Origin of the sequence: Acidovorax facilis, assembly GCF_023913775.1 — a bacterium.
Lineage (GTDB): Bacteria > Pseudomonadota > Gammaproteobacteria > Burkholderiales > Burkholderiaceae_C > Acidovorax > Acidovorax facilis.
Genome location: NZ_JAMXAX010000020.1, coordinates 15,172 through 34,773, shown reverse-complemented (window position 1 = coordinate 34,773; position 19,602 = coordinate 15,172). Strand labels below are relative to the sequence as shown.

Sequence of the window (19,602 nt, the reverse complement as noted above, 5' to 3'; positions counted from 1 at the left end):
GATGAAGCGCCCCCTGAGTCGCCTGCGGCGCCTTCCACCTCTCTCGCTTTGCGGTAGGGGGACGCACTCGGTGGCCTGGCAAAGCCAGCTCCACGAGTGCACGGGATTGGCGTGTGCCAGTTTCGACGGCCGCTGACATTGCACAGCACAATACCGTGCATCTCGGATACCGAATCTCTGTCCCTTCGTGGGAATCGATCAACCAGAAAGAAAGCAAAGGAAATCACACCATGTTCAACAAAGGACAACTTGCAGGCCTCATGAAGCAAGCCCAGGCGATGCAGGACAACCTCAAGAAGGCGCAGGACGAGCTGGCCTTCATCGAGGTGGAGGGTGAATCGGGCGCGGGCCTGGTGAAAGTGGTGATGACGTGCAAGCACGACGTCAAGCGCATCACCATCGACCCGAGCCTGCTGGCCGAAGACAAGGACATGCTGGAAGACCTCGTTGCGGCGGCGTTCAATGCTGCGGTGCGCAAGGCGGAAGAGACTTCTTCGGAGAAGATGGGCAAGCTCACCCAAGGCATGCCAGGCCTCCCCGGCGGCATGAAATTCCCTTTCTGAGGGTGGCTACCGAGCGGGCGATCTGCGTCGTTGGGCGGTGCTCGGAATCCTCACGTACAGGAAGTACGTTCCGGTTCCTGTGCTCCGTCCGCCTAGCAGCTCATCCCGCTCGCTACGCCCTTGAGGGTGGGGTGTGAAGGCAGAGGGCGAGCACCTGTTGTTCTTCCCTACATCCGTTTGGGCTGAGCTTGTCGAAGCCTGGCTCCGCCGCTCCCTACAACGTCACGCGCATCGCCTCTAGTCTGTCCATGTCCACCACCAACTCCCTCGACGTTCTGATCCAGGCGCTGCGCCGCTTGCCGGGGGTGGGGGTGAAGTCCGCGCAGCGCATGGCGTTTCATTTGCTGCAGCATGACCGGGAGGGGGCGCTGGCCTTGTCGCGGGCGCTCGGCGATGCGGTGGGCACCGTGCACCATTGCGCGCGCTGTCACACGTTCACCGAGGCCGAGGTGTGCAGCACCTGCCTGGACCCTGAGCGCGATGCGACGCGGCTGTGCGTGGTCGAGACACCGGCCGATCAGTCGGCGCTGGAGCGCACGGGGGCGTTCAAGGGGCTTTACTTTGTGCTGATGGGGCGGCTGAGCCCCCTCGATGGCATTGGCCCCAAGGAAATTGGCCTGCAAAAGCTCATGGACCGGGCCACCGATGGCACCGTGCAGGAGGTCATTTTGGCGACCAACTTCAATGCCGAAGGCGAGGCCACGGCCCATGTGATCAGCGAGGCGCTCAAGAGCCGGGGGCTGCACGTGACACGGCTCGCGCGTGGCGTGCCCGTGGGCAGCGAGCTGGAGTACGTGGACCTGGGCACGATTGCGCATGCGCTGGTGGATCGACGCTAGGTTGTTCGCGAAACTTGTGCCTGCGGCGGCTAGAATACTCACAATTTAATAGCTGCTAGCGCTTGTGTATCAAGCGCTGGAGCCAAAAAAGGCTTAAAAATGAATACCACCATGCATGTCGCACGGTTCACAGTGGCCTACTGGTGCGTGCTGATCGCAGCGCTGCTTCCCATGGGCTGCGCCTGGCTGGCCAAGAGCGGCAGCTTCGGCAAGTCGCGCAAGGACGGTGGCTTTGACAACCGCGACCCCCGCGCCTGGATGGCTCGGCAGACCGACTGGCGGGCCCGCGCCAATGCGGCGCAGGCCAACAGTTTCGAGGCCTTGCCGTTCTTCATCGGTGCCGTGATCATTGCGCACCTGCTTGGGGCGGGGCAGACGTTGCTGGACATGCTGGCGCTGCTGTACGTCATGCTGCGCATCTTCTACATCATGATGTACGTGTCCGACATGCCCACCGTGCGCAGTGTGGTCTGGGCCGCAGCGTTTTTGGTCAATATCGGCATCCTGTTCGTCGGCTACCGCTGATCTTTGCCAGCCCGGCCTTTGAAGAAGGGCTGGCGCCACTCTTTCGGGGGCTGCCGGTCGGGCTCCAGTTTCTTTTAACCCTGGTACGTAGAAACCCGCAGGGATTCCCCCTGATGCGGGTTTGTGGGCTCTGGGGCACGATTGTTGCAATGCAGCATTGCTGCTTCCACTGATTCTCACGGATTTTCATGACCCGCCCATTGCTCACCCGCCGCGCCTTTGGCGCCGTCTCCGCCCTGTCGGCGGCCGGGGTGTTTGCGCCTGCCATTGTGCGGGCGCAAGCAGAGGGTGCAGCAGCGTTGGGCAACGTCACCATTGCCGTGGGCGGACAGGGCGTGCTCTACCACCTGCCGCTGGCGCTGGCCGACCAACTGGGCTACTTCAAGGCGGAAGGTCTGGACGTGACGGTGCGCGATTTTTCGGCCGGCGCCCTGGCCCTGCAGGCGGTGCAGGAGGGTGGGGCCGATGTCTGTGCCGGAGCCTTCGAGCACACCATCCGGCAGCAGGTGCGTGGCCAGTCCTACCGCTCGCTGGTGGTGATGGGGCGTGCGCCTCAACTGGCGCTGGGGGTTTCGCAACGCTCGCTGCCTGCGTACAAGGATCTGGCGGATCTGCAGGGACGGCGCATTGGCGTGTCATCGGTGGGGTCGTCTACGCAACTGGCGGCCAGCGTGGTGCTGGCCCGAGCGGGCATGGGGCCGCGCGACGTGGCGTTTGTGGGCGTGGGCTCTGGCATGGCCGCGATGAATGCGCTGCGTTCCGGACAGGTGCATGCGCTGTGCCATGCCGACCCGATCATGACGCTGCTGGAGCAAAAGGCAGACACACGCATTGCGGGCGACATGCGCTCACTCAAGGCCGCGCAGGAGATGTTTGGCGGCGCCCTGCCAGCCAGCTGTCTTTATGCGCCGCAGCCCTTCCTGCAAAAACATGCCGCCCAGGCCCAGGCACTGGCCAACGGCATCGTGCATGCCCTCAAATGGCTGCAGACCGCTGCCCCGGCAGACCTCGTCAAGGCGGTGCCTCCGGGCTACCTGATGGGAGACCGGGGGCTGTACCTGGCGGCCTTCAGCCGGGTGCGCGAGACCTATTCGACCCACGGGATGATGCCCGAAGATGGCGCAGCCACGTCCTTGCGCGTGCTCTCGCGCGTGCACCCCGAGTTGGCGGATTTCAAGGTGGAGTTGGCACGCACCTACACCAACGATTTCGTGCGCAAGGCGCGGCAGAAATTCAACGTCTGAGCTTGCGCGCCGGATACCCGCTGGGCCACTTTTGGGGTAACCGCAGGGGAGCGGTGGCAGTGCACGACCCAGATTGATCAGTGGATGCCGCGCACTGTCGCAATGCCTCGGCATCCGGGTCGGGAAGATGGCTTACATTCGTCGGCGTTCGGTTTGCCGTAGCCTCGGCCTACCCGTCATCTACCTCACCAGGATTGCTCCATGTCTTTTACCCTCAGCATCGGCCCGCTTGTCTCTTTGATCGCGGGCATTCTCATCCTCGTCATGCCCCGCCTGCTCAGCACCATCGTGGCGCTGTACCTCATCATCATGGGCATTCTCGGGCTGCTGGGCATGCACTCGCTGAAGTTCTGAGGCGCCTGGTGACGCCTTCTTGCGCGTTGCTCGCGGCGTTTCAATGGCGTTTTAGCGGCGCTTGACCTTGGAGGGGGTTCCCCCTCGGCGTACAGGCGCAGCAGCGGAGCGCTTGCCAGAACCGGAGCGGGCCACCGTGCCACGCGCCTGCGTGGCTTGTCGCACGGGCAGGTACACGACCACCTGCTCGCCCAGCTTGAAGGCCGCACTGGCGCGCACGTCGTTCCAGTCGGCCACGCTGGCAGCGCTGAGCTTGTAGCGCCGGGCAATGCTGGCCACGGTTTCACCCTTGCGGGCCCGCACCGTGGTGCGGCGGGTCACGATCTCTGGCGAGAAAGCGACCTGGCCGTTGTCTGCCAGGTGCGAAGAGACGTCCTGCCGGATGGCGGATGAACGCGGGACCATCAACGCCGAGCCTGCCTTGATCAGCATGCGGGGAGGAATGTTGTTGATGCTGCGCAGGTCGTTCTCGCTCATGCCTGCCCGCTGTGCGGCTTCGGAGACCGTCATGGTGGAGGGCACGGACCACACGGTCCAGCTTGCATACTGGCCCTCGCGGCGCGCTTCAAGGTTGCGCTGGAACACCTTGGCGTTGTCCCAGGGCAGCAGGATTTGTGGCGTACCGGCAGCCAGAATGACAGGCTTGTTGAACGACGGGTTCAGCGCGCGAAAATCTTCCTCGCGAATGCCTGCCAGCGTGGCCACCAGCGCAACGTCGATGTCATGGGTGATGTCCACCGTCTGGAAATAGGGGTGGTTTTCGATGAGGGGCAGCTCGGTGCGGAAGGCCTCGGGGTTGGCTACGATGTTCTTCACGGCCTGCAGCTTGGGCACATACATGCGGGTTTCGGCCGGCATGTTCAGGTCGGTGTAGCTGGTGCCCAGCCCCTGCTTCTGGTTGCGGGCAATGGCCCGGCCTACGCTGCCTTCGCCCCAGTTGTAGGCGGCCAGGGCCAGGTGCCAGTCGCCAAACATGCCGTAGAGCTTTTGCAGGTAGTCGAGTGCAGCGCGCGTGGATGCGAGCACATCGCGGCGGTCGTCGCGGAAGGCGTTCTGCTTGAGGTCGAAATAGTTGCCCGTGGCGGGCATGAACTGCCACATGCCGGCCGCCTTGGCGCTGGACACAGCCTGCGGGTTGAACGCGCTTTCGATGTAGGGCAGCAGCGCCAGCTCGGTGGGCATGCCGCGTCGCTCCAACTCTTCAACGATATGGAAAAGGTACTTGCTGGAGCGCTCGGTCATGCGCTGCATGTAGTCGGGTCGCGTGGCGTACCACTGCTCGCGGTCCTGCACCAGTTCGTGCTGCAGGTCGGGCATGGCAAAGCCCCGGCGGATGCGGTCCCACAGGTCGGCGGGGGCCGAGAGCGAGGCGACCTCGCCGCTGGAGGCCTGCGCGGCGGTGATGGGCCGGAGCGGGCCGTTGGGAATGACGGGGGTGTGGGCGGTCCGGGGTGGTGCACCGGTGGACGTGGAGGGTGCGCTGTCGGCCGCGCTGTTCTGCGAAGGCCCGGTGGTGGCGCAGCCCGTGAGCCAGAGCGCGCACGCCAGGCAGGCGATGTGCAAAATTTTCATCGAAACTCGTTTTTCCATTGACGCAGTGCGGCCAGTACCGCCACGGCATCGTCTTGATTCACCTTTGCGTCGTAGCCATGGGCCGCCTGGGCCACTGCAGGCTGTCGCACGCGCAGGAAGGGGTTGACGTCTTGCTCTAGGGCCATGCGCGACGGCAGTGTGGGCTGGTGGCGGGCCCGCAGTGCTTCACATTGGCTGCTGTAGTGGAGCAATGCCGCATTGCCGGGTTCCACGGCCCGCGCAAATTTCAGGTTGGAGAGGGTGTACTCGTGGGTGCAGCATACGCGGGTGTTGCCGGGCAACACCGCCAGCTGGTCCAGGGAGTTCAGCATTTGGGCAGGCGTGCCTTCAAACAGCCGGCCACAGCCGCCCGAAAAAAGCGTGTCGCCGCAGAACAGCAGGGGCTCCCCGTCGATGTCGGGGCAGTAGTAGGCAATGTGGCCAGCGGTATGGCCGGGCACATCAATGACTTCGAACCGAAGCCCCATGGTTTCCACGGCATCACCGTGCGCTAGGCGGTGCAGCGGCTCGGGGATTTTCTCGCGTGCGGGGCCGTAGACCACGGCGCCGGTGGCGCTGCGCACGGCATCCACACCGCCGACATGATCGGCATGGTGGTGCGTGACTAGAATGGCCTTCAACTGCACGCCAAGGTGCTGCAGGGCCTGCAGCACAGGCGCGGAATCTCCCGGGTCCACAACGATCGCCTGGCGGCCGTCGTGCAGCATCCAGATGTAGTTGTCGGTAAAGGCGGGCAGCGGCAGCAAGTTCATGAGCGATCAAATTATAGGTTTGCACCACTGGTTCGATTCCCCGCCGGGCCGGTACCTGCTGGCGTGGGAGCAGGCGCGCTTCGATGAGGCGGTGGCCGATATCTTTGGCTACCACAGCCTGCAGCTTGGAATGCCCTTGCTGGATGGCCTTCGCACCAACCGCATGCCGCACCAATGGCTGGCGCTGGGGCAGGAGGCGGTGCGGGGTTCCATCGCCTTTCTGGAGACCGGTAATGGCGATGCCCCCCTGCAGCGCCGCGCGGTGGATCTGCTGACAGAGCCCGTGGCCTTGCCGTTTGCGGCAGCGAGCCTGGATCTGCTGGTGCTGCCCCATACCCTTGAGTTGAGCATTGACCCCCACGCCGCCCTGCGTGAAGTGGAGCGCGTGCTCGTGCCCGAGGGCCGGGTGGTCATCAGCGGGCTGAACCCGACCAGCCTGTGGGGGCTGCGCCAGTGGCGTGCCCGCATGATCCAGCGTCTGGGCGGGGGGCACTTTGTACCTGCCGGATGTGGGCGAGTTCATTGGCTACCGGCGCTTGCGCGACTGGCTCAGGCTTTTGAGTTTTGAGGTCGAGTCGGCCCGGTTTGGCTGTTATCGTCCGGCGGTGCGCAGCACCCAGTGGCTGGAGCGTTTTGGCTTCATGGACCCGTTGGGCGAGCGGTGGTGGCCTATTTTTGGCGCGGCCTATTTTCTGGTGGCGGTCAAGCGGGTTCACGGCATGCGGTTGCTGGAGCCCGCCTGGCGGTCCAGCCGACAGCGTGCCGCCTCCACAGTGCCCATTGCCAACCGGGCAGGCCCGGCGGGTGCAACGGGCAGCACCTCGCGCATATTCACAGACAGCGACGACAGAGACAGGAACACAGTTTGAACCAGGTAGAGATATACACAGATGGCGCCTGCAAGGGCAACCCCGGCCCTGGGGGATGGGGTGCATGGTTGCGTTCGGGATCGACAGAAAAAGAGCTTTTTGGGGGTGAGCTGGGCACCACCAACAACCGCATGGAGCTGATGGCCGTGATCGAGGCGCTGTCGGCCTTGAAGCGCCCCTGCGCCGTGACGCTGTACCTCGACAGCGAATATGTACGCAAGGGCATCACCGAGTGGATTCACGGCTGGAAGGCGAAGGGATGGCGCACGGCCTCCAAGCAGCCGGTCAAGAACGTGGAGCTGTGGCAGCGGCTGGACGCGCTGGTGAGCACGGCTGGCCACCGCATCGAATGGCGCTGGGTAAAGGGGCATTCGGGCGATCCAGGCAACGAGCGGGCCGATGCACTGGCCAACCGGGGTGTCGAAAAAGCCCTGGGGCGTGGGTGACGGTGGGCATCTATCGGTGCGCAGCGTCTGTGCACCACGGCATCAGAAGCCCCCTCCGGGGCTTTTTTTGTCTCTGCAGCATGTAAAGCCTGCGTAAATCTGCCGCAATTGCCCTTGTGGGTATGCCAAGGTTTGCTGCAGCGCAAGACACGCACTGATACATTGTTTGGCTGCCTTCCCCACATCACCCGCTTCATTGATCCATGGCGTCCAAGAACAAATACATCGTTTTCGCTGTCATCGGCATCGCTGCCGCGTCGGGCGCAGCCTGGTGGCTTCAGAAGCCGGCCCAGTCCGTGCGCAGCGAGGCGCCTGCCGACGGCAGGGGTAGCGCCGCGCCGGCTGGTGCGGCGGCCAAGGGTGGGGGCGCAGGCCGCCCCGTGGCGGTAGAGGCCGTGGCCGTGCGGCAGATGGCCTTGCGCGACGATGCCGAGGCCGTGGGCAGTCTGCGGTCGCGCCAGAGCGTGGTGCTGCGCCCCGAGGTGAGCGGTCGCATCACGGCGCTCAACTTTCGCGACGGCGAGCGCGTGCGGCGCGGGCAGGTGCTGGTGCAGTTTGACGACCAGTTGCCCCGCGCCCAGGTGCAGCAGAGCCAAGCCGAGCTCTCCATCGCCCAGGCCAACCACAAACGCAATCAGGAACTGGTGGCCCAGGGCTTCATTAGCCAGCGTTCGGTCGATGAAAGTGCCGCCAACCTCGAAGTGGCGCGGGCCAAATTGTCCTTGGCGCAGGCCACGGCCTCGCGCCTGAAGATCGTGGCGCCGTTTGACGGCATCGCCGGTATTCGCGGGGTGAACGTGGGCGACTACCTCAAGGACGGTGCCGACATCGTCAATGTCGAAGACCTGGATGTGGTGTATGTGGACTTCCGCTTGCCCGAGCGTTTGCAGAGCAAGGTCCGCACGGGCCAGACCGCCCAGGTGGCGTTCGACGCCTTGCCCGGCGTGCGCTACAGCGCCGTGGTGCAGGCCATCAACCCCCAGATTGACGCCGATGGCCGCTCGGTGGTGGTGCGCGGCTGCATTGACAACCGGCGCCTGCAACTGCGCCCCGGCATGTTTGCGCGCGTGACGGCCGTGTTTTCAGAGCGCAGCGATGCCCGGGTGATCCCCGAGGAAGCCATCGTGCCCGACGGCAGCAGCCCGTATGTGTTCAAGATTGTGGATGGCAAGGAGCCTGGCAGCCGCGTGGCGCGGCGCACACCTGTCAAGCTGGGTGCGCGCACCCCCGGGTTTGTGGAAGTGGTGGATGGTCTGGTCATGGGAGATGTGGTGGTGACTGCAGGCCAGCAGCGCATCCAAAAGGATGGCACCCCAGTGCGTGTGGTGGAACTGGGCAAGCCAGGCAAACAGAGCAATGGCGGTGCGCCATCACCAGCGCGCGCAGCCGCCTCGGCCGGGGCGGCAGGTGCAGACCGTGCTGCAGGTGCCGTGGCACCAACCGATGCACCAGCGCCCACCGGGGCTGGCAGCGCCAGCAGCCCCCGGGCAGCGGCGCAGCCGATGGCAACCGCACCCGTTGCCAATGCTGCTACCGCCGCCGCTGCCACTGCCACTGCAGCATCGGCCAATGCCGTAGTGGCGCCGTTGCCCGGCCCTAATCCTTGCCAGCTTGCGGGCAGGCCCGGCCGCGCACCACAAGGCAGCCCACGCCATCCTGCGTGATCGATGAAGTTCCAGGACTGCCATGCAACTCGCTGAAATATCGATACGCCGACCGGTCTTTGCGACCGTGCTCTCGCTGCTGGTGCTGCTGATCGGCGCCGTGAGCTTCACGCGCCTGTCGGTGCGCGAATACCCCAAGATCGACGAACCCGTGGTCACCGTCAGCGTGCGTTATGCGGGCGCGTCGGCCGAGGTGATCGAATCCCAGGTCACCAAGCCGCTCGAAGACTCCATTGCGGGCATTGACGCGGTGGACGTCATCACCTCCATCAGCCGGGCCGAGCAAAGCCAGATCAGCGTGCGCTTTCGCCTCGAAAAAGACGCCGACAACGCCGCCGCCGAGGTGCGCGACCGCACCGCGCGGGTGCGCAACCGCCTGCCCGATGCTGTGGATGAGCCCGTGATCGCCAAGGTGGAGGCCGATGCCTCGCCCGTGATGTGGCTGGCTTTCAGCAGCGAGACACGCACACCGCTGGAGATCAACGACCTCATCAACCGCATCGTCAAGCCCCGGCTGCAGACGGTGACCGGTGTGGCCGATGTGCCCATCTACGGCGAGCGGAAATACGCCATGCGCGTGTGGCTGGACCCCGAGCGTTTGGCGGGCTACCGCCTGACCACGCAGGACGTGGAAGACGCCATCCGCCGCAACAACCTGGAGCTGCCCGCAGGTCGCATCGAGTCGCAGCAGCGCGAGTTCAGCGTCACCTCGCAGACCGACCTGGCCACGCCGTCGCAGTTTTCCGAGGTGGTGATCCGCACCGTGAACGGCTTCCCGGTCCGTATCCGCGACGTCGCGCGGGTGGAAGAGGGCGCCGCCAGCGACCGCAGCCGCGTGCGCCTGAACGGGCGCGAAGCCATTTCCGTGGGCGTGATCCGCCAGGCCACCGCGAACCCGCTGGAGCTGTCGCAGGGCGTGCGCGCCATGCTGCCCACGCTCAAGGCCGACCTGCCACCGGACATCGGCATCGACATTGCCAACGACAACTCGCTGTTCATCGACCGGTCCATCAAAAGCGTCTACACCACCATTGCCGAGGCCGTGGTGCTGGTGGCCCTGGTGATCTTTGTCTTCTTGCGTACCTTCCGCGCGTCCATCATTCCCATCATCACCATCCCGGTGAGCCTGGTGGGCAGTTTTGCGCTGATGTCGCTGGCGGGTTTTTCGATCAACACCCTCACGTTGCTGGCGCTGGTGCTGGCCATCGGCCTGGTGGTGGACGATGCCATCGTGATGCTGGAGAACATCTACCGCCACATCGAGGAAGGGCTGGACCCGTTCTCAGCCGCCATCAAGGGCGCGCGCGAAATCGGCTTTGCCATCGTGGCCATGACGCTCACGCTGGTGGCGGTGTATGCCCCGCTGGCCTTTACCCCGGGCCGCACGGGCCGGTTGTTTGTGGAATTCGCATTGGCCTTGGCGGGCGCGGTGGTGGTGTCCGGCTTCGTGGCGCTGACGCTGTCACCCATGATGTGTTCGCTACTGCTCAAGCACAACCCGAAGCCCAACTGGTTCGACCGCTCGATGGAGCGCTGGCTCACGGCGCTGTCAGACGCTTATGGCCGCCTTTTGCGGTGGCTGGTGACGGCCCGCTGGTCGGCCAAGGGCAGCGAGCGCGGGGGCGTGCGCGGCGCCATCTTCCAGGCCCGCTGGATCGTGCTGGCGGTGATGGCGGTGAGTGGTGCGGCGCTGGTGGTGGTGTACCCCAGCATGCGGCAAGAGCTTTCGCCGCTGGAAGACCGAGGCACCATCCTGGCCAGCGTCACCGCCCCCGACGGCGCCACGCTGGACTACACAAACCGCTACGCACTGGAGCTGGAAAAGATCGGCCAGGACTACCCCGAGTTCGACCGCATCTTCGCCAACATCGGCAACCCCACTGTGGCCCAGGGCAGCGTGATCTACCGCACTGTGGATTGGGAGAAGCGTGACCGCACCACGCTGGAGCTGGCGCGCGAACTGCAGCCCAAGGTGTCGGGCTTGCCCGGCGTCAACGCCTTTCTCATCACGCCGCCGTCACTGGGTCAGGGCTTTCGCTCGCGTCCGCTCACCTACGTGATCCAGACCTCGGACAGCTACGAAAACCTCAACGCCGTCACCAACGCCTTCATGGCCGAGATCGCGCAGAACCCCGGCATCGTCGGCCCCGACGTGGACCTGCGGCTGAACAAGCCCGAGCTGCGCATCGAAGTCAACCGCGAACGCGCCGCCGACCTGGGCGTGAGCGTGGACGTGGTGGCCAAGGCCATCGAGACCATGCTGGGAGGGCGCACAGTGACGCGCTACAAGCGCGATGCCGAGCAGTACGACGTGATCGTGCAGACCGAGGCCAGGGGCCGCACCACGCCCGAGAACATCGACACCATCTACGTGCGCGGCCGCAACGAAGCCATGATCCCGCTGTCCAGCCTGGTCAACGTGCGCGAAAGCGTGAGCCCGCGCGAGCTGAACCACTTTGGTCAACGCCGCTCAGCCACCATCACAGCTAACCTGTCGCCTGACTACTCGCTGGGCGAGGCGCTGAGCTTCATGGATGCCACGGCGGCGAAAGTGCTCAAGCCCGGCTACACCACCGAACTCAACGGCACCTCGCGCGAGTTCAAGAGCTCGCAGGGGGCGCTGGGCATCGTCTTCGTACTGGCTTTGGTCTTTATCTTCCTGGTGCTGGCCGCGCAGTTCGAGAGTTTCATCGACCCGCTGGTCATCATGGTCTCGGTGCCGCTGTCGATGATTGGTGCGCTGCTGGCCCTCAAGTGGAGTGGCGGCTCGCTCAACGTGTATTCGCAGATCGGGCTGATCACGCTGGTGGGGCTCATCACCAAACACGGCATCTTGATCGTGGAGTTCACCAACCAGCTGCGCGAGCAAGGCATGGAGATGGTGGATGTGCTCGTCAAGGCCTCGGCCCAGCGCCTGCGCCCCATCCTGATGACCACCGGCGCCATGGTGCTGGGAGCCATCCCGCTCGCGCTGGCTTCAGGCGCGGGCGCCGAGACGCGCACGCAGATCGGCTGGGTGATTGTGGGGGGCATGTCGCTGGGCACGCTGCTCACGATCTTTGTGGTGCCCACCATGTACACCCTGTTTGCACGCAAGGCAGTGCCGGGGGCGAACACGGCCGTGGCTGCCGAGGAGCCTGAGCATCCGCTGCACCCGCCGCACGATTACGTGGCCAAGTAGCCATGCGGAGCCCCAACGGCGGAGCGTTGCGACCCAATAAGAAGCCCCGATGGGGCTTCTTACTATTCGGAGTCGGACGCGTGCCTCATTCAGGTGCCGAGACGGTGTTTACGGCGTCCAGAACGTCTTGCTGCCCCTGCGGCCGCACCAGGCGAGCGACCTCCTTGCCGTCCTTCAAGAACACCAGCGTGGGCCACAGCTTGACGCCGAACGTGCGACCCAGGCGCTGGCCGGGGCCATCTTCCACCTTGATGTGCGCTACGTCTGCGCGGTCCTTCAGCGCTTGTTCGATCAGTGGCTGCGCGCGCTGGCAGTGGCCGCACCAGGGGGTGCCAAATTCCACAACGGCGGCGCCTGTCAGGCGGTCCACCTCGTCACGGGATGGGGGTTGCGCAAGGTGCTGGGCGGTGTAGGGCATAGGCGCAAGATTTCCAAACGGGTGCAAATGAAAAGAGCCATTGTGCTGCGCTTCGCCCGCGCGGGGTGCCACGGGCGCGGCGCCTGTGGGGGATGCGTAGCAAGGGCCGCCCCGCAGTGAAGGCGTCGGTCCCCCTGGGGGGAAGGCGCGAAGCGACTCAGGGGGTCAAATAACGCCGTCAAACACCATCACATCCACCGTGTCGCCCGCGGCCACGTTGCCCTGGCTGTGGTGCAGCACGATGAGTCCGTTGGCCTGCACCATCGAGCTGAGCACACCCGAGCCCTGGTTGCCCGTGGTGCGCACCTGCAGCGTGCCGTCGGCGGCCGTGGTCACCAGTCCGCGCTGGTACTCCGTGCGGCCAGGCTTCTTGCGCATGGCTTCGGTGCTGGTGGCGCGCAGCAGCGGTGGGGCGCTGTGGGTGCTGCCCATCATGCGCAGCAGGGCGGGGCGCACAAAGGCCAGGAAGGTCACCATCACCGCCACGGGGTTGCCCGGCAAGCCGAACAACACCGCACCGCTGTGGGGTTGGTTGGTATCATTTTGATAGCTGCTAGCGCTTGATGGGTAAGCGATGGAGGCCAATTTTGCTTGATTTTCTGTGGTGGCAATGCGCCCCGCCGCCATAGGGCGGCCCGGCCGCATGGCAATGCGCCAGAAGGCCACGTCGCCCAGCTTTTTCATCATGGTGCGCGTGTGGTCGGCCTCGCCCACGCTCACGCCGCCGCTGGTGATGATGGCGTCCGCGCGCTGCGCTGCGTTGCGAAATGCGGCTTCCAACAATTCCGGCTCGTCGCGGACCACGCCCAGGTCGATCACCTCTACACCCAGCCGCGTGAGCAGGCCGAACACGGTGTAGCGGTTGCTGTCGTACACGGCGCCTTCGCGGGGTGGCTCGCCGAGGCTCAGGATCTCGTCGCCGGTGGAGAAATACGCTACGCGCAGGCGGCGGTACACCGTGACGGTGGACAGGCCCAGGCTGGCGACCAGGCCCAGCGCAGCAGGCGCAAGCAGCCTGCCCTTGGCCAGCGCCACGCTACCCTCCATCAGGTCTTCGCCCTTGAAGCGGCGGTTGTCGCCGGTCTTGAGCACATCGGCCGCGATGGTGATGTGGCCGTCAGCTGCGGCGGCTGTGGTGAACTCCTGCGGCACCACGGTATCGAGGCCCGTGGGCATGATCGCGCCGGTCATGATCTTGACGCACTCGCCCGCCGCCACGGTGCCCACCCAGGCCTTGCCCGCCAGCGCCGTGCCCACCACGCGCAGCGTGAGAGGCTGGCCTGCGACCAGTTGGTCGCCCGCAAACGCATAGCCGTCCATGGCCGAGTTGTCGTGTGGTGGCACGCTGATGGGCGAGACCACGTCCTGCGCCAGCACACGGCCCAGGGCGCTGAAGAGGGGCAAGTCTTCGGTGGCGCTCACAGGCTCGACCAGCCGTTCCAGAAACGTGTTCACGTCGGCGGCGCTCAGGGCCTGCGGGTCGTAGCCTTGCAGTTTGGCGGCAATCTGGGCAATGGTTTTCATGGGTCTCAGTAACTTTCAATCAGTCGTGCAGCACGCGCACCATGTGCAGCTTGTCAAAGCCCACGCCGTCCACCACGATGGCGTGGGGCAGCAGGCCCCAGGCGCGGAACCCGGCCTGCTCGTACAGGCGCACGACATGCGTGTTGGAGGCCGTGACCGTCAGCACCAGCTGGGTCAGCCCGGGCACGCGGCTGGCGACCTCTACGCAGGCGGCTACCAGCTGCTGGCCGATGCCCTGGCGCTGGGCTTGTGGCGCAACCATCATGCCTACCAGCGTGGCGAGGTGCCGCTGCTTGGTGCGCTGCTCGCGCTCACAGCCCAGGCAGCCGACCAGCTGGCCTGCGGCATCGAAGGCGCCGAGGAAGAACTGACCCGACTCCGGCGCGCCAAAACGCGCCACGTATTCGCTGGCATCGCGGCCCACCGAGGATTCGTAGTCGGACGTGAACGCATCCGGCGCGGTGCGCAAAGCCTCGTCGCGAAGGGCTTTGTAGGCCACAGCGTCCGATGCGACCAACGGGCGGATCAACACTGCACGGGCGACCGCAGGCGTGTGCGCGTTCATCGCAGCGGTGTGTGATCAGGCCTGCGGTGCGCTCGCGCTTTCCAGCGCGTGCAGCTCAGCCAGCGTGTTGGCGTTGAAAAAGGCCTTGGGGTCGTCGCCGGGCTGGTCAAACGGCACGATGGCGCAGCGGTGCTGTGACGTCCATGCATCAATCTTGCGGCCACCGGCCTGGGTGAAAGCGACCAGGCTTTCGAGCAGGTCCACGCGCAGCAGGCAGAACACCGGCTGGGTGCGCACGGTGGTGCGGCCCGTGCCATCGTCCTCGGGCGCTGCGGCCATGGCGATGTCGGCGTCCTGGGCGTCAGCCGCCGCCGCCAGGCGCTGGGCCAGGTCCAGGGGGAACAGCGGGGTGTCGCAGGGCACTGTCAGCAGCCAGGGCGTTTCGCAACGCTCCAGTCCTGTCAAAAAACCTGCTAGCGGCCCGGCATAGTCGCTCAGCACGTCGGGCCACACCGGTGCGCCGAAGGCCTCATAGGCGGCCAGATTGCGATTGGCGTTGACCATGGTGGCGCCGGTCTGCATCTGCAGTCGCATCAGGGTGTGCAGGGCCAGGGGCAGGCCCCGAAAGTTCTGCAGGCCTTTGTCGACGCCGCCCATGCGGGAGCCACGGCCACCGGCGAGGACCAAGCCGGTGATGTCTTGCTGATTGATCAATTGAAGTCCTGTCGGGAATGAGATTGCTAGAGAGGCGGCGCTGCCCATAGGCACAATGCTCTCTCTTTCAAAACTAGCATGTTGCCTGAGCTTGGCGAGTAGTCTTCCTCAGACTCGCTATCAGCGATCCAGCGAACGCCTTCGTAGCTTGCTACTGTTGCTGATTCCAAGCGCCATTGGAGATTCTTAAGAGCCCCGCGCTTGTTTTGCCAAGGATCGCAGTAGTCGTTTCCGTTGTGTACGACCAGGGCGTCGATCTTGAGAGGGGCGGCGATGTCTCGCTTGAGTTCGTCGATCAAAAATGAAGAACCGAAGATCAAAAGATCCCAGTCGGATTGCTCGGTAGCTCGTCCGTTAGCTTGCGATCCGATGAGCCAAACAGATGCCGGGCGATGCGTCAAACCGCATACCGTAAGGACAAACGCCTGCACATCTGGCGCTAGATCATCTAGGCCCATAGCGCTAGCCCCCGATGTAGCTCATCTCCACCCGCCGCGCGCCACCAGGCGTGGTATCCGCAGGCAGGCTACTGCGCAGCTCCGAATAGCGGTCGCTGCGCTGCTGCCAGATGGGCGCGATGGCCGAGGCAATCGCCTCGTCGCTGGCGCCGCCGCGCAGCAGGGTTCGCAGGTCGTAGCCCTCGGAGGCAAATAGGCACAGGTAAAGCTTGCCTTCGGTGGACAGGCGCGCGCGGTTGCAGTCGTGGCAAAACGCCTGGGTCACGCTGCTGATCACGCCCACCTCGCCCAGGGCGAGGTCATATTGGCCTGCGGCATTGGCATAGCCCCAGCGCTCGGCGGTTTCGCCGGGGCTGCTGGGGTCGAGCTGGACCAGCGGCAACTCGGCGCGCAGGCGTTTGATCAGCTCGGCCGAGGGCAGCACTTCGTCCATGCGCCAGCCGTTGGTGGCGCCCACGTCCATGTATTCGATGAAACGCAGCGTGGTGCCCGAGCCCCGGAAGTGGCGGGCCATGGGCAAAATTTCGTGGTCGTTGGTGCCGCGCTTGACGACCATGTTGACCTTGATGTGCGACAGCCCGGCGGCGTGCGCCGCTTCGATGCCCGCCAGCACGTCGACCACCGGAAAGTCCACATCGTTCATGCGGCGAAACACGGCGTCGTCCAGGCCGTCGAGGCTCACGGTCACGCGGTTCAGGCCCGCGTCTTTCAGCGCTTTGGCCTTGCGCGCCAGCAGCGATCCGTTGGTGGTCAGCGTGAGGTCGGGCGCCAGCCCGTCAACCGTGCGCAGCTGGGCCAGCTGCGCCACCAGCGCTTCCAGGTTCTTGCGCAGCAGGGGCTCGCCACCGGTCAGGCGGATCTTGCGCACGCCATGCGCCAGGAAGAGCTTTGCCAGCCGCGTGATCTCTTCAAAACTCAGCAGCGCGCCATGGGGCAGGTAAGGGTAGTCCTTGTCGAACACTTCCTTGGGCATGCAGTAGTTGCAGCGGAAGTTGCAGCGGTCCGTCACGCTGATGCGCAGGTCGCGCAGCGGGCGGCCCCGGGTGTCGGTGAGCAGGCCTGTGGGGGCCACGGGGTGTATGGGCACCCGCGCCGCCAGAGCGGCGATGCGTTGGTCCACCAGAGGAATCACACGTTCGGCCATGGCGTGATTTTGCCGCAAGGGGGCCTGCAGAGGGGGCAAGCCCCTGCGCGCGGAGTTGATCGCGGTCAAGTTTTGCCCAGGCGCTGGTATGGCCCGCCTTTGACATGGCGCAGGGCGTTCTGGTTGCTGCGTTGCAACAATCTGCCCATTCGATTTCAAGGGGATTCCCATGTTGACGCGCGAATTTTCTGCCGATGCCACGCCATGCCAGCGCCGTGTGGCCCTTCAGTGGGTGGCGGCGGGTGTTCTGCTGCCCACCTGGGCAACTTGGGCGACTGGAGCCCAGGCGCAGATGGGGTTGTCGGGGGCCATCAACTATGCGGGCTGGTTTCGCGCACTGTCGCAGCGCATGGCCAAGGCCTATTGCCAGCAGTACCTGCAAGTGCTGCCTGCTGCGGCGGTGGATGTGATGGGGCTGGCGCGCAAGATGGTGCAGACGGGCAGCGGCGAACTGGCCCGAGGCATGCAGTCGGGCCAGTGGCCTGCAGAAGTCGGGGGGGCAGCTGGCAGAAGTGCAAAAGCAGTTTGCCCTGCTCAACCAGATGACTTCGGCGCCCGCCACCACCACGGCCCTGGTAGCGGCGGCATCGGAACAGGCCGATCGAACGCTGCTCATTGCGCAGGCCGTGACCGAGGCCATCGAAAAATTGGCACAGGCCCCCAGTGCCCGCCTGGTGAACCTGGCGGGCCGCCAGCGCATGCTGTCGCAGCGCCTGGCCAAGAACTACTTTTTGAGTGCTGCCAAGGTGGATTCCAAGGTGGTGCAGGCGCAGCTGGCGTCCGATGCGGCGGACTTCCGCCAGGCCTTGCAGACATTGAAGGCGGCGCCCGTGTCCACATCGTCCATCCGCAACGAGCTGGAGTTGGCCGACTCACAGTGGCTGTTTTTTGAATCCGCGCTGCGCCGCCCGGCCGATGACGCGGGGCTGAACGCCGTGGCCACCACCAGCGAACGCCTGCTGGGGGTGATGGACAAGCTCACCGGCCTGTACGACGCTGCCCTGCGCGAGGTGCTGGGCTGAGAGGCAGGGAGCGGCCGGGGTCACCCGATCAGCCGCCCCAGCCCGCATGCTGCATGAAGTCCGCCAGGCGGCAATCGCGCCCCACCAGCACCAGCCGGGTGTCCAGCGCGTTGAAAAACCCTGGGGGTGGTGGAAGCGGCAGCTGCTGGACGCGTTTGTGGGTGTCGATGCGCGCCGCTGCCAGTTCGTAGTCGCGTGCCAGGGCCATCCACAGGCCATGGGCGCCGGCCGACTGGCGTGCGCCTGTTATCAGGCTCCTCCCTGAGTCCAGCCACCATCGGTAGATGGCTGATGCAATGCCCATGCGGCGGTAGCCGTCCACCACCTTGGTGTGGGGCGCACGCAGGTGGCGGTCGGTGCGGCGGTCCACTTCGACCAGCCGGTTGAACACGGTGTAGGCCACGATGCGGTTGCGCTGCGGGTCGATGGCATACACAAAGTATTCGCCGTCGGCCTCGCGCAGGCGAAACACCAGCCCATGCAGATGCAAGGGCAACGGCTGCATCGCATCGCGCGTGCGGTGGTTGGTGCGGATGCGGTCGTACAGCGCCTCGAACTCGCGCTGGATGTCGCGGCCCGACAGATCCACGTCGATGCGCAGTTCGGTCAGCCGCTGGGCCCACTGGCCCAGCAAGCCCTGGCCGGGCCACGTGTTGGCGATGACGGTGGCGTCGCGTGGGTCGCAGAGGCTGCAGGCGATGGCCATCATGGCGTGTTCCCCTGGCCATCGGTCCAGCAGCCGCTCAGCAGGCGTGCAGGCTGTTCGCGGGCGCACACCTGGGCGCTGTGGGGCCAGTCGGGCAGCGGCACCACCAGGCCTGCGTATACGCCGTAGGCCTCACCCGCCGTAATGGTTTCGCCCGCCCACAGGCTTTCGCCCGCACGGATGGCCCCTCCGGCGTGAATGTGCCCACCGGCCCGCACACCCCAGCCCACTTGCAGGTGGCCCTTGCAGTCCACGTCGCCCGTTACCCACACGCCCCGGGCAGCCTGCACGGCAGCATCGGTTTGCAGGTGGCCACCCACCTTGATGCCGCCGTCGCAACCCAGGTCGCCCACCACCCGCAGATCCTGGGTCACCCGGCAGTGGCCGCCGACGTGGGCGGTAGCCCCGCAGTCCAGCTCGCCGCCCACACGCAGGCTGCCTGTGCACTGCAGCCGCTGCGCCACTGTCAGCGACCAGCCCACGCGCGCATCGCCGTGCAGCCGCGCGCTGCCTTCGCAGCGCACTGCGCCCGCCACGCGCAGGTCTTCGCCCACGCGCAGTGCTCCACCCACCCGCAGGCCGCCCAGCACGCTGAGGCTGCGGCCCGTGCGCACCACTCCCCCTACGTCGGCGTGGCCCCGGCAGCGCACGCTACCCGCAAACACCAGCGCGTCTGCCTCCAGGTGGTCCACCTCCAGCACATCGTTGGTGGGGCCGAACTGGTCCAGCATCCAGCAAGCGTCTTCCACACGGCCCTCGCGCACCAGGTCGTCCAGCAGCGCCTGGTAGTTGCTGGCGCCCTCCTGGCGGCGCAGGTACCAGCGATAGCCGTCGGCGCAGGGCTGCTTGGCACGGATGAAGTGGCGGGTGATGTCGGCAGTGGCGGCGGCTGCGTGGGCCACGGCCTGATCGGCAGAACCGTCGCGCGCGAGCGCAGCGGTAGCAAGTGGATGCGCGGGTGCGCGCGGGGCGAGCGAAATCTCGCCCGAAGGGAACGGGGGCATGGACACTCCTGACGTCCGCGCCCCGGCCGTGGCCAAGGCGCAAGCTGGCGCTGGGCGTGGGGCCCGGCGACAGGAGG

At 65.6% G+C, this 19,602-nt stretch carries 19 protein-coding genes and 1 pseudogene; 10 read left to right on the top strand and 10 right to left on the bottom strand.

Features of this window, described 5'->3' with window-relative positions; translation table 11 throughout:
• The first annotated feature begins 230 nt into the window (after positions 1-230).
• The 5 genes from NFX52_RS08995 (at position 231) to NFX52_RS08975 (ending at position 3,525) form a co-directional block, all read left to right on the top strand.
• Positions 231-563 carry a YbaB/EbfC family nucleoid-associated protein gene (locus NFX52_RS08995; protein ID WP_055398201.1) on the top strand — a complete coding sequence of 111 codons (333 nt, stop codon included), beginning with the start codon at positions 231-233 and terminating at the stop codon, positions 561-563.
• A 248-nt stretch (positions 564-811) separates the two neighbouring features.
• Positions 812-1,402, top strand: a complete 591-nt coding sequence (gene recR / locus NFX52_RS08990; protein WP_055398200.1) for a recombination mediator RecR — start codon at positions 812-814, stop codon at positions 1,400-1,402.
• Between the two features lie 99 nt (positions 1,403-1,501).
• A complete protein-coding gene (locus NFX52_RS08985; protein WP_055398199.1) occupies positions 1,502-1,927 on the top strand; it encodes an MAPEG family protein in 426 nt (141 codons plus the stop codon).
• Between the two features lie 188 nt (positions 1,928-2,115).
• Positions 2,116-3,171, top strand: a complete 1,056-nt coding sequence (locus NFX52_RS08980) for an ABC transporter substrate-binding protein (RefSeq protein WP_055398198.1) — start codon at positions 2,116-2,118, stop codon at positions 3,169-3,171.
• 201 nt (positions 3,172-3,372) lie between these two features.
• Positions 3,373-3,525 carry a DUF3096 domain-containing protein gene (locus NFX52_RS08975; protein WP_082437438.1) on the top strand — a complete coding sequence of 51 codons (153 nt, stop codon included), beginning with the start codon at positions 3,373-3,375 and terminating at the stop codon, positions 3,523-3,525.
• 51 nt (positions 3,526-3,576) lie between these two features.
• On the opposite strand, the gene NFX52_RS08970 is transcribed toward NFX52_RS08975, so the two are convergent.
• Positions 3,577-5,097: a transglycosylase SLT domain-containing protein gene (locus tag NFX52_RS08970; RefSeq protein WP_055398197.1), complete on the bottom strand. Its 1,521-nt coding sequence runs from the start codon at positions 5,095-5,097 to the stop codon at positions 3,577-3,579.
• Positions 5,094-5,870, bottom strand: coding sequence for a hydroxyacylglutathione hydrolase (gene gloB, locus NFX52_RS08965; protein WP_055398196.1), 777 nt, complete (start codon positions 5,868-5,870; stop codon positions 5,094-5,096). Before gloB ends, NFX52_RS08970 begins: the two co-directional genes overlap by 4 nt.
• Positions 5,871-5,889: 19 nt before the next feature.
• Between gloB and NFX52_RS08960 the strand changes: the two are divergent.
• The 4 genes and pseudogenes from NFX52_RS08960 to NFX52_RS08945 all read left to right on the top strand — a co-directional run bounded on the left by NFX52_RS08960 (position 5,890) and on the right by NFX52_RS08945 (position 12,030).
• Positions 5,890-6,739, top strand: a pseudogene (locus tag NFX52_RS08960) (class I SAM-dependent methyltransferase).
• Positions 6,736-7,185 carry a ribonuclease HI gene (rnhA, locus tag NFX52_RS08955; RefSeq protein WP_055398194.1) on the top strand — a complete coding sequence of 150 codons (450 nt, stop codon included), beginning with the start codon at positions 6,736-6,738 and terminating at the stop codon, positions 7,183-7,185. Before NFX52_RS08960 ends, rnhA begins: the two are co-directional and overlap by 4 nt.
• A gap of 203 nt (positions 7,186-7,388) precedes the next feature.
• Complete coding sequence (locus tag NFX52_RS08950) at positions 7,389-8,849, top strand: efflux RND transporter periplasmic adaptor subunit (protein WP_055398193.1); 1,461 nt, start codon at positions 7,389-7,391, stop codon at positions 8,847-8,849.
• Between the two features lie 22 nt (positions 8,850-8,871).
• Positions 8,872-12,030: an efflux RND transporter permease subunit gene (locus NFX52_RS08945; RefSeq protein ID WP_252635611.1), complete on the top strand. Its 3,159-nt coding sequence runs from the start codon at positions 8,872-8,874 to the stop codon at positions 12,028-12,030.
• Positions 12,031-12,115: 85 nt separating this feature from the next.
• On the opposite strand, the gene NFX52_RS08940 is transcribed toward NFX52_RS08945, so the two are convergent.
• From NFX52_RS08940 to moaA, 6 genes are all read right to left on the bottom strand, one after another.
• A complete protein-coding gene (locus tag NFX52_RS08940) occupies positions 12,116-12,448 on the bottom strand; it encodes a thioredoxin family protein (protein ID WP_055398191.1) in 333 nt (110 codons plus the stop codon).
• 165 nt (positions 12,449-12,613) lie between these two features.
• The gene (moeA, locus tag NFX52_RS08935; protein ID WP_055398190.1) at positions 12,614-13,972 is read right to left on the bottom strand and encodes a molybdopterin molybdotransferase MoeA; all 1,359 of its coding nucleotides are present in this window, start codon (positions 13,970-13,972) and stop codon (positions 12,614-12,616) included.
• Positions 13,973-13,991: 19 nt separating this feature from the next.
• The gene (locus NFX52_RS08930) at positions 13,992-14,537 is read right to left on the bottom strand and encodes a GNAT family N-acetyltransferase (protein WP_055398189.1); all 546 of its coding nucleotides are present in this window, start codon (positions 14,535-14,537) and stop codon (positions 13,992-13,994) included.
• A gap of 15 nt (positions 14,538-14,552) precedes the next feature.
• Complete coding sequence (mobA, locus tag NFX52_RS08925; RefSeq protein WP_055398188.1) at positions 14,553-15,191, bottom strand: molybdenum cofactor guanylyltransferase MobA; 639 nt, start codon at positions 15,189-15,191, stop codon at positions 14,553-14,555.
• Between the two features lie 26 nt (positions 15,192-15,217).
• On the bottom strand, positions 15,218-15,592 hold the full coding sequence (locus NFX52_RS08920) for a nucleotidyltransferase domain-containing protein (protein WP_162239769.1): 375 nt from the start codon (positions 15,590-15,592) through the stop codon (positions 15,218-15,220).
• 61 nt (positions 15,593-15,653) lie between these two features.
• On the bottom strand, positions 15,654-16,793 hold the full coding sequence (gene moaA / locus NFX52_RS08915) for a GTP 3',8-cyclase MoaA (protein ID WP_055398187.1): 1,140 nt from the start codon (positions 16,791-16,793) through the stop codon (positions 15,654-15,656).
• 512 nt (positions 16,794-17,305) lie between these two features.
• Between moaA and NFX52_RS31080 the strand changes: the two genes are divergently transcribed.
• The gene (locus NFX52_RS31080) at positions 17,306-17,815 is read left to right on the top strand and encodes a type IV pili methyl-accepting chemotaxis transducer N-terminal domain-containing protein (protein WP_252635610.1); all 510 of its coding nucleotides are present in this window, start codon (positions 17,306-17,308) and stop codon (positions 17,813-17,815) included.
• Positions 17,816-17,843: 28 nt separating this feature from the next.
• Here NFX52_RS31080 and NFX52_RS08905 read toward each other — a convergent pair whose 3' ends face one another.
• Together NFX52_RS08905 and NFX52_RS08900 are read right to left on the bottom strand one after the other, a co-directional pair.
• Positions 17,844-18,524 (bottom strand): hypothetical protein, encoded by a 681-nt coding sequence (locus tag NFX52_RS08905; RefSeq protein ID WP_082437436.1) that lies wholly within the window; start codon positions 18,522-18,524, stop codon positions 17,844-17,846.
• A complete protein-coding gene (locus NFX52_RS08900) occupies positions 18,521-19,525 on the bottom strand; it encodes a hypothetical protein (protein WP_082437435.1) in 1,005 nt (334 codons plus the stop codon). Before NFX52_RS08900 ends, NFX52_RS08905 begins: the two co-directional genes overlap by 4 nt.
• Positions 19,526-19,602: the final 77 nt, after the last annotated feature.

Bases quoted from the DNA above. Each gene is read 5' to 3' on its own strand.
- NFX52_RS08995 (WP_055398201.1), top strand. From the start codon at position 231: ATGTTCAACAAAGGACAACTTGCAGGCCTCATGAAGCAAGCCCAGGCG.
- recR (WP_055398200.1), top strand. From the start codon at position 812: ATGTCCACCACCAACTCCCTCGACGTTCTGATCCAGGCGCTGCGCCGC.
- NFX52_RS08985 (WP_055398199.1), top strand. From the start codon at position 1,502: ATGAATACCACCATGCATGTCGCACGGTTCACAGTGGCCTACTGGTGC.
- NFX52_RS08980 (WP_055398198.1), top strand. From the start codon at position 2,116: ATGACCCGCCCATTGCTCACCCGCCGCGCCTTTGGCGCCGTCTCCGCC.
- NFX52_RS08975 (WP_082437438.1), top strand. From the start codon at position 3,373: ATGTCTTTTACCCTCAGCATCGGCCCGCTTGTCTCTTTGATCGCGGGC.
- NFX52_RS08970 (WP_055398197.1), bottom strand. From the start codon at position 5,097: ATGAAAATTTTGCACATCGCCTGCCTGGCGTGCGCGCTCTGGCTCACG.
- gloB (WP_055398196.1), bottom strand. From the start codon at position 5,870: ATGAACTTGCTGCCGCTGCCCGCCTTTACCGACAACTACATCTGGATG.
- NFX52_RS08950 (WP_055398193.1), top strand. From the start codon at position 7,389: ATGGCGTCCAAGAACAAATACATCGTTTTCGCTGTCATCGGCATCGCT.
- NFX52_RS08945 (WP_252635611.1), top strand. From the start codon at position 8,872: ATGCAACTCGCTGAAATATCGATACGCCGACCGGTCTTTGCGACCGTG.
- NFX52_RS08940 (WP_055398191.1), bottom strand. From the start codon at position 12,448: ATGCCCTACACCGCCCAGCACCTTGCGCAACCCCCATCCCGTGACGAG.
- moeA (WP_055398190.1), bottom strand. From the start codon at position 13,972: ATGAAAACCATTGCCCAGATTGCCGCCAAACTGCAAGGCTACGACCCG.
- NFX52_RS08930 (WP_055398189.1), bottom strand. From the start codon at position 14,537: ATGAACGCGCACACGCCTGCGGTCGCCCGTGCAGTGTTGATCCGCCCG.
- moaA (WP_055398187.1), bottom strand. From the start codon at position 16,793: ATGGCCGAACGTGTGATTCCTCTGGTGGACCAACGCATCGCCGCTCTG.
- NFX52_RS08905 (WP_082437436.1), bottom strand. From the start codon at position 18,524: ATGATGGCCATCGCCTGCAGCCTCTGCGACCCACGCGACGCCACCGTC.
- NFX52_RS08900 (WP_082437435.1), bottom strand. From the start codon at position 19,525: ATGCCCCCGTTCCCTTCGGGCGAGATTTCGCTCGCCCCGCGCGCACCC.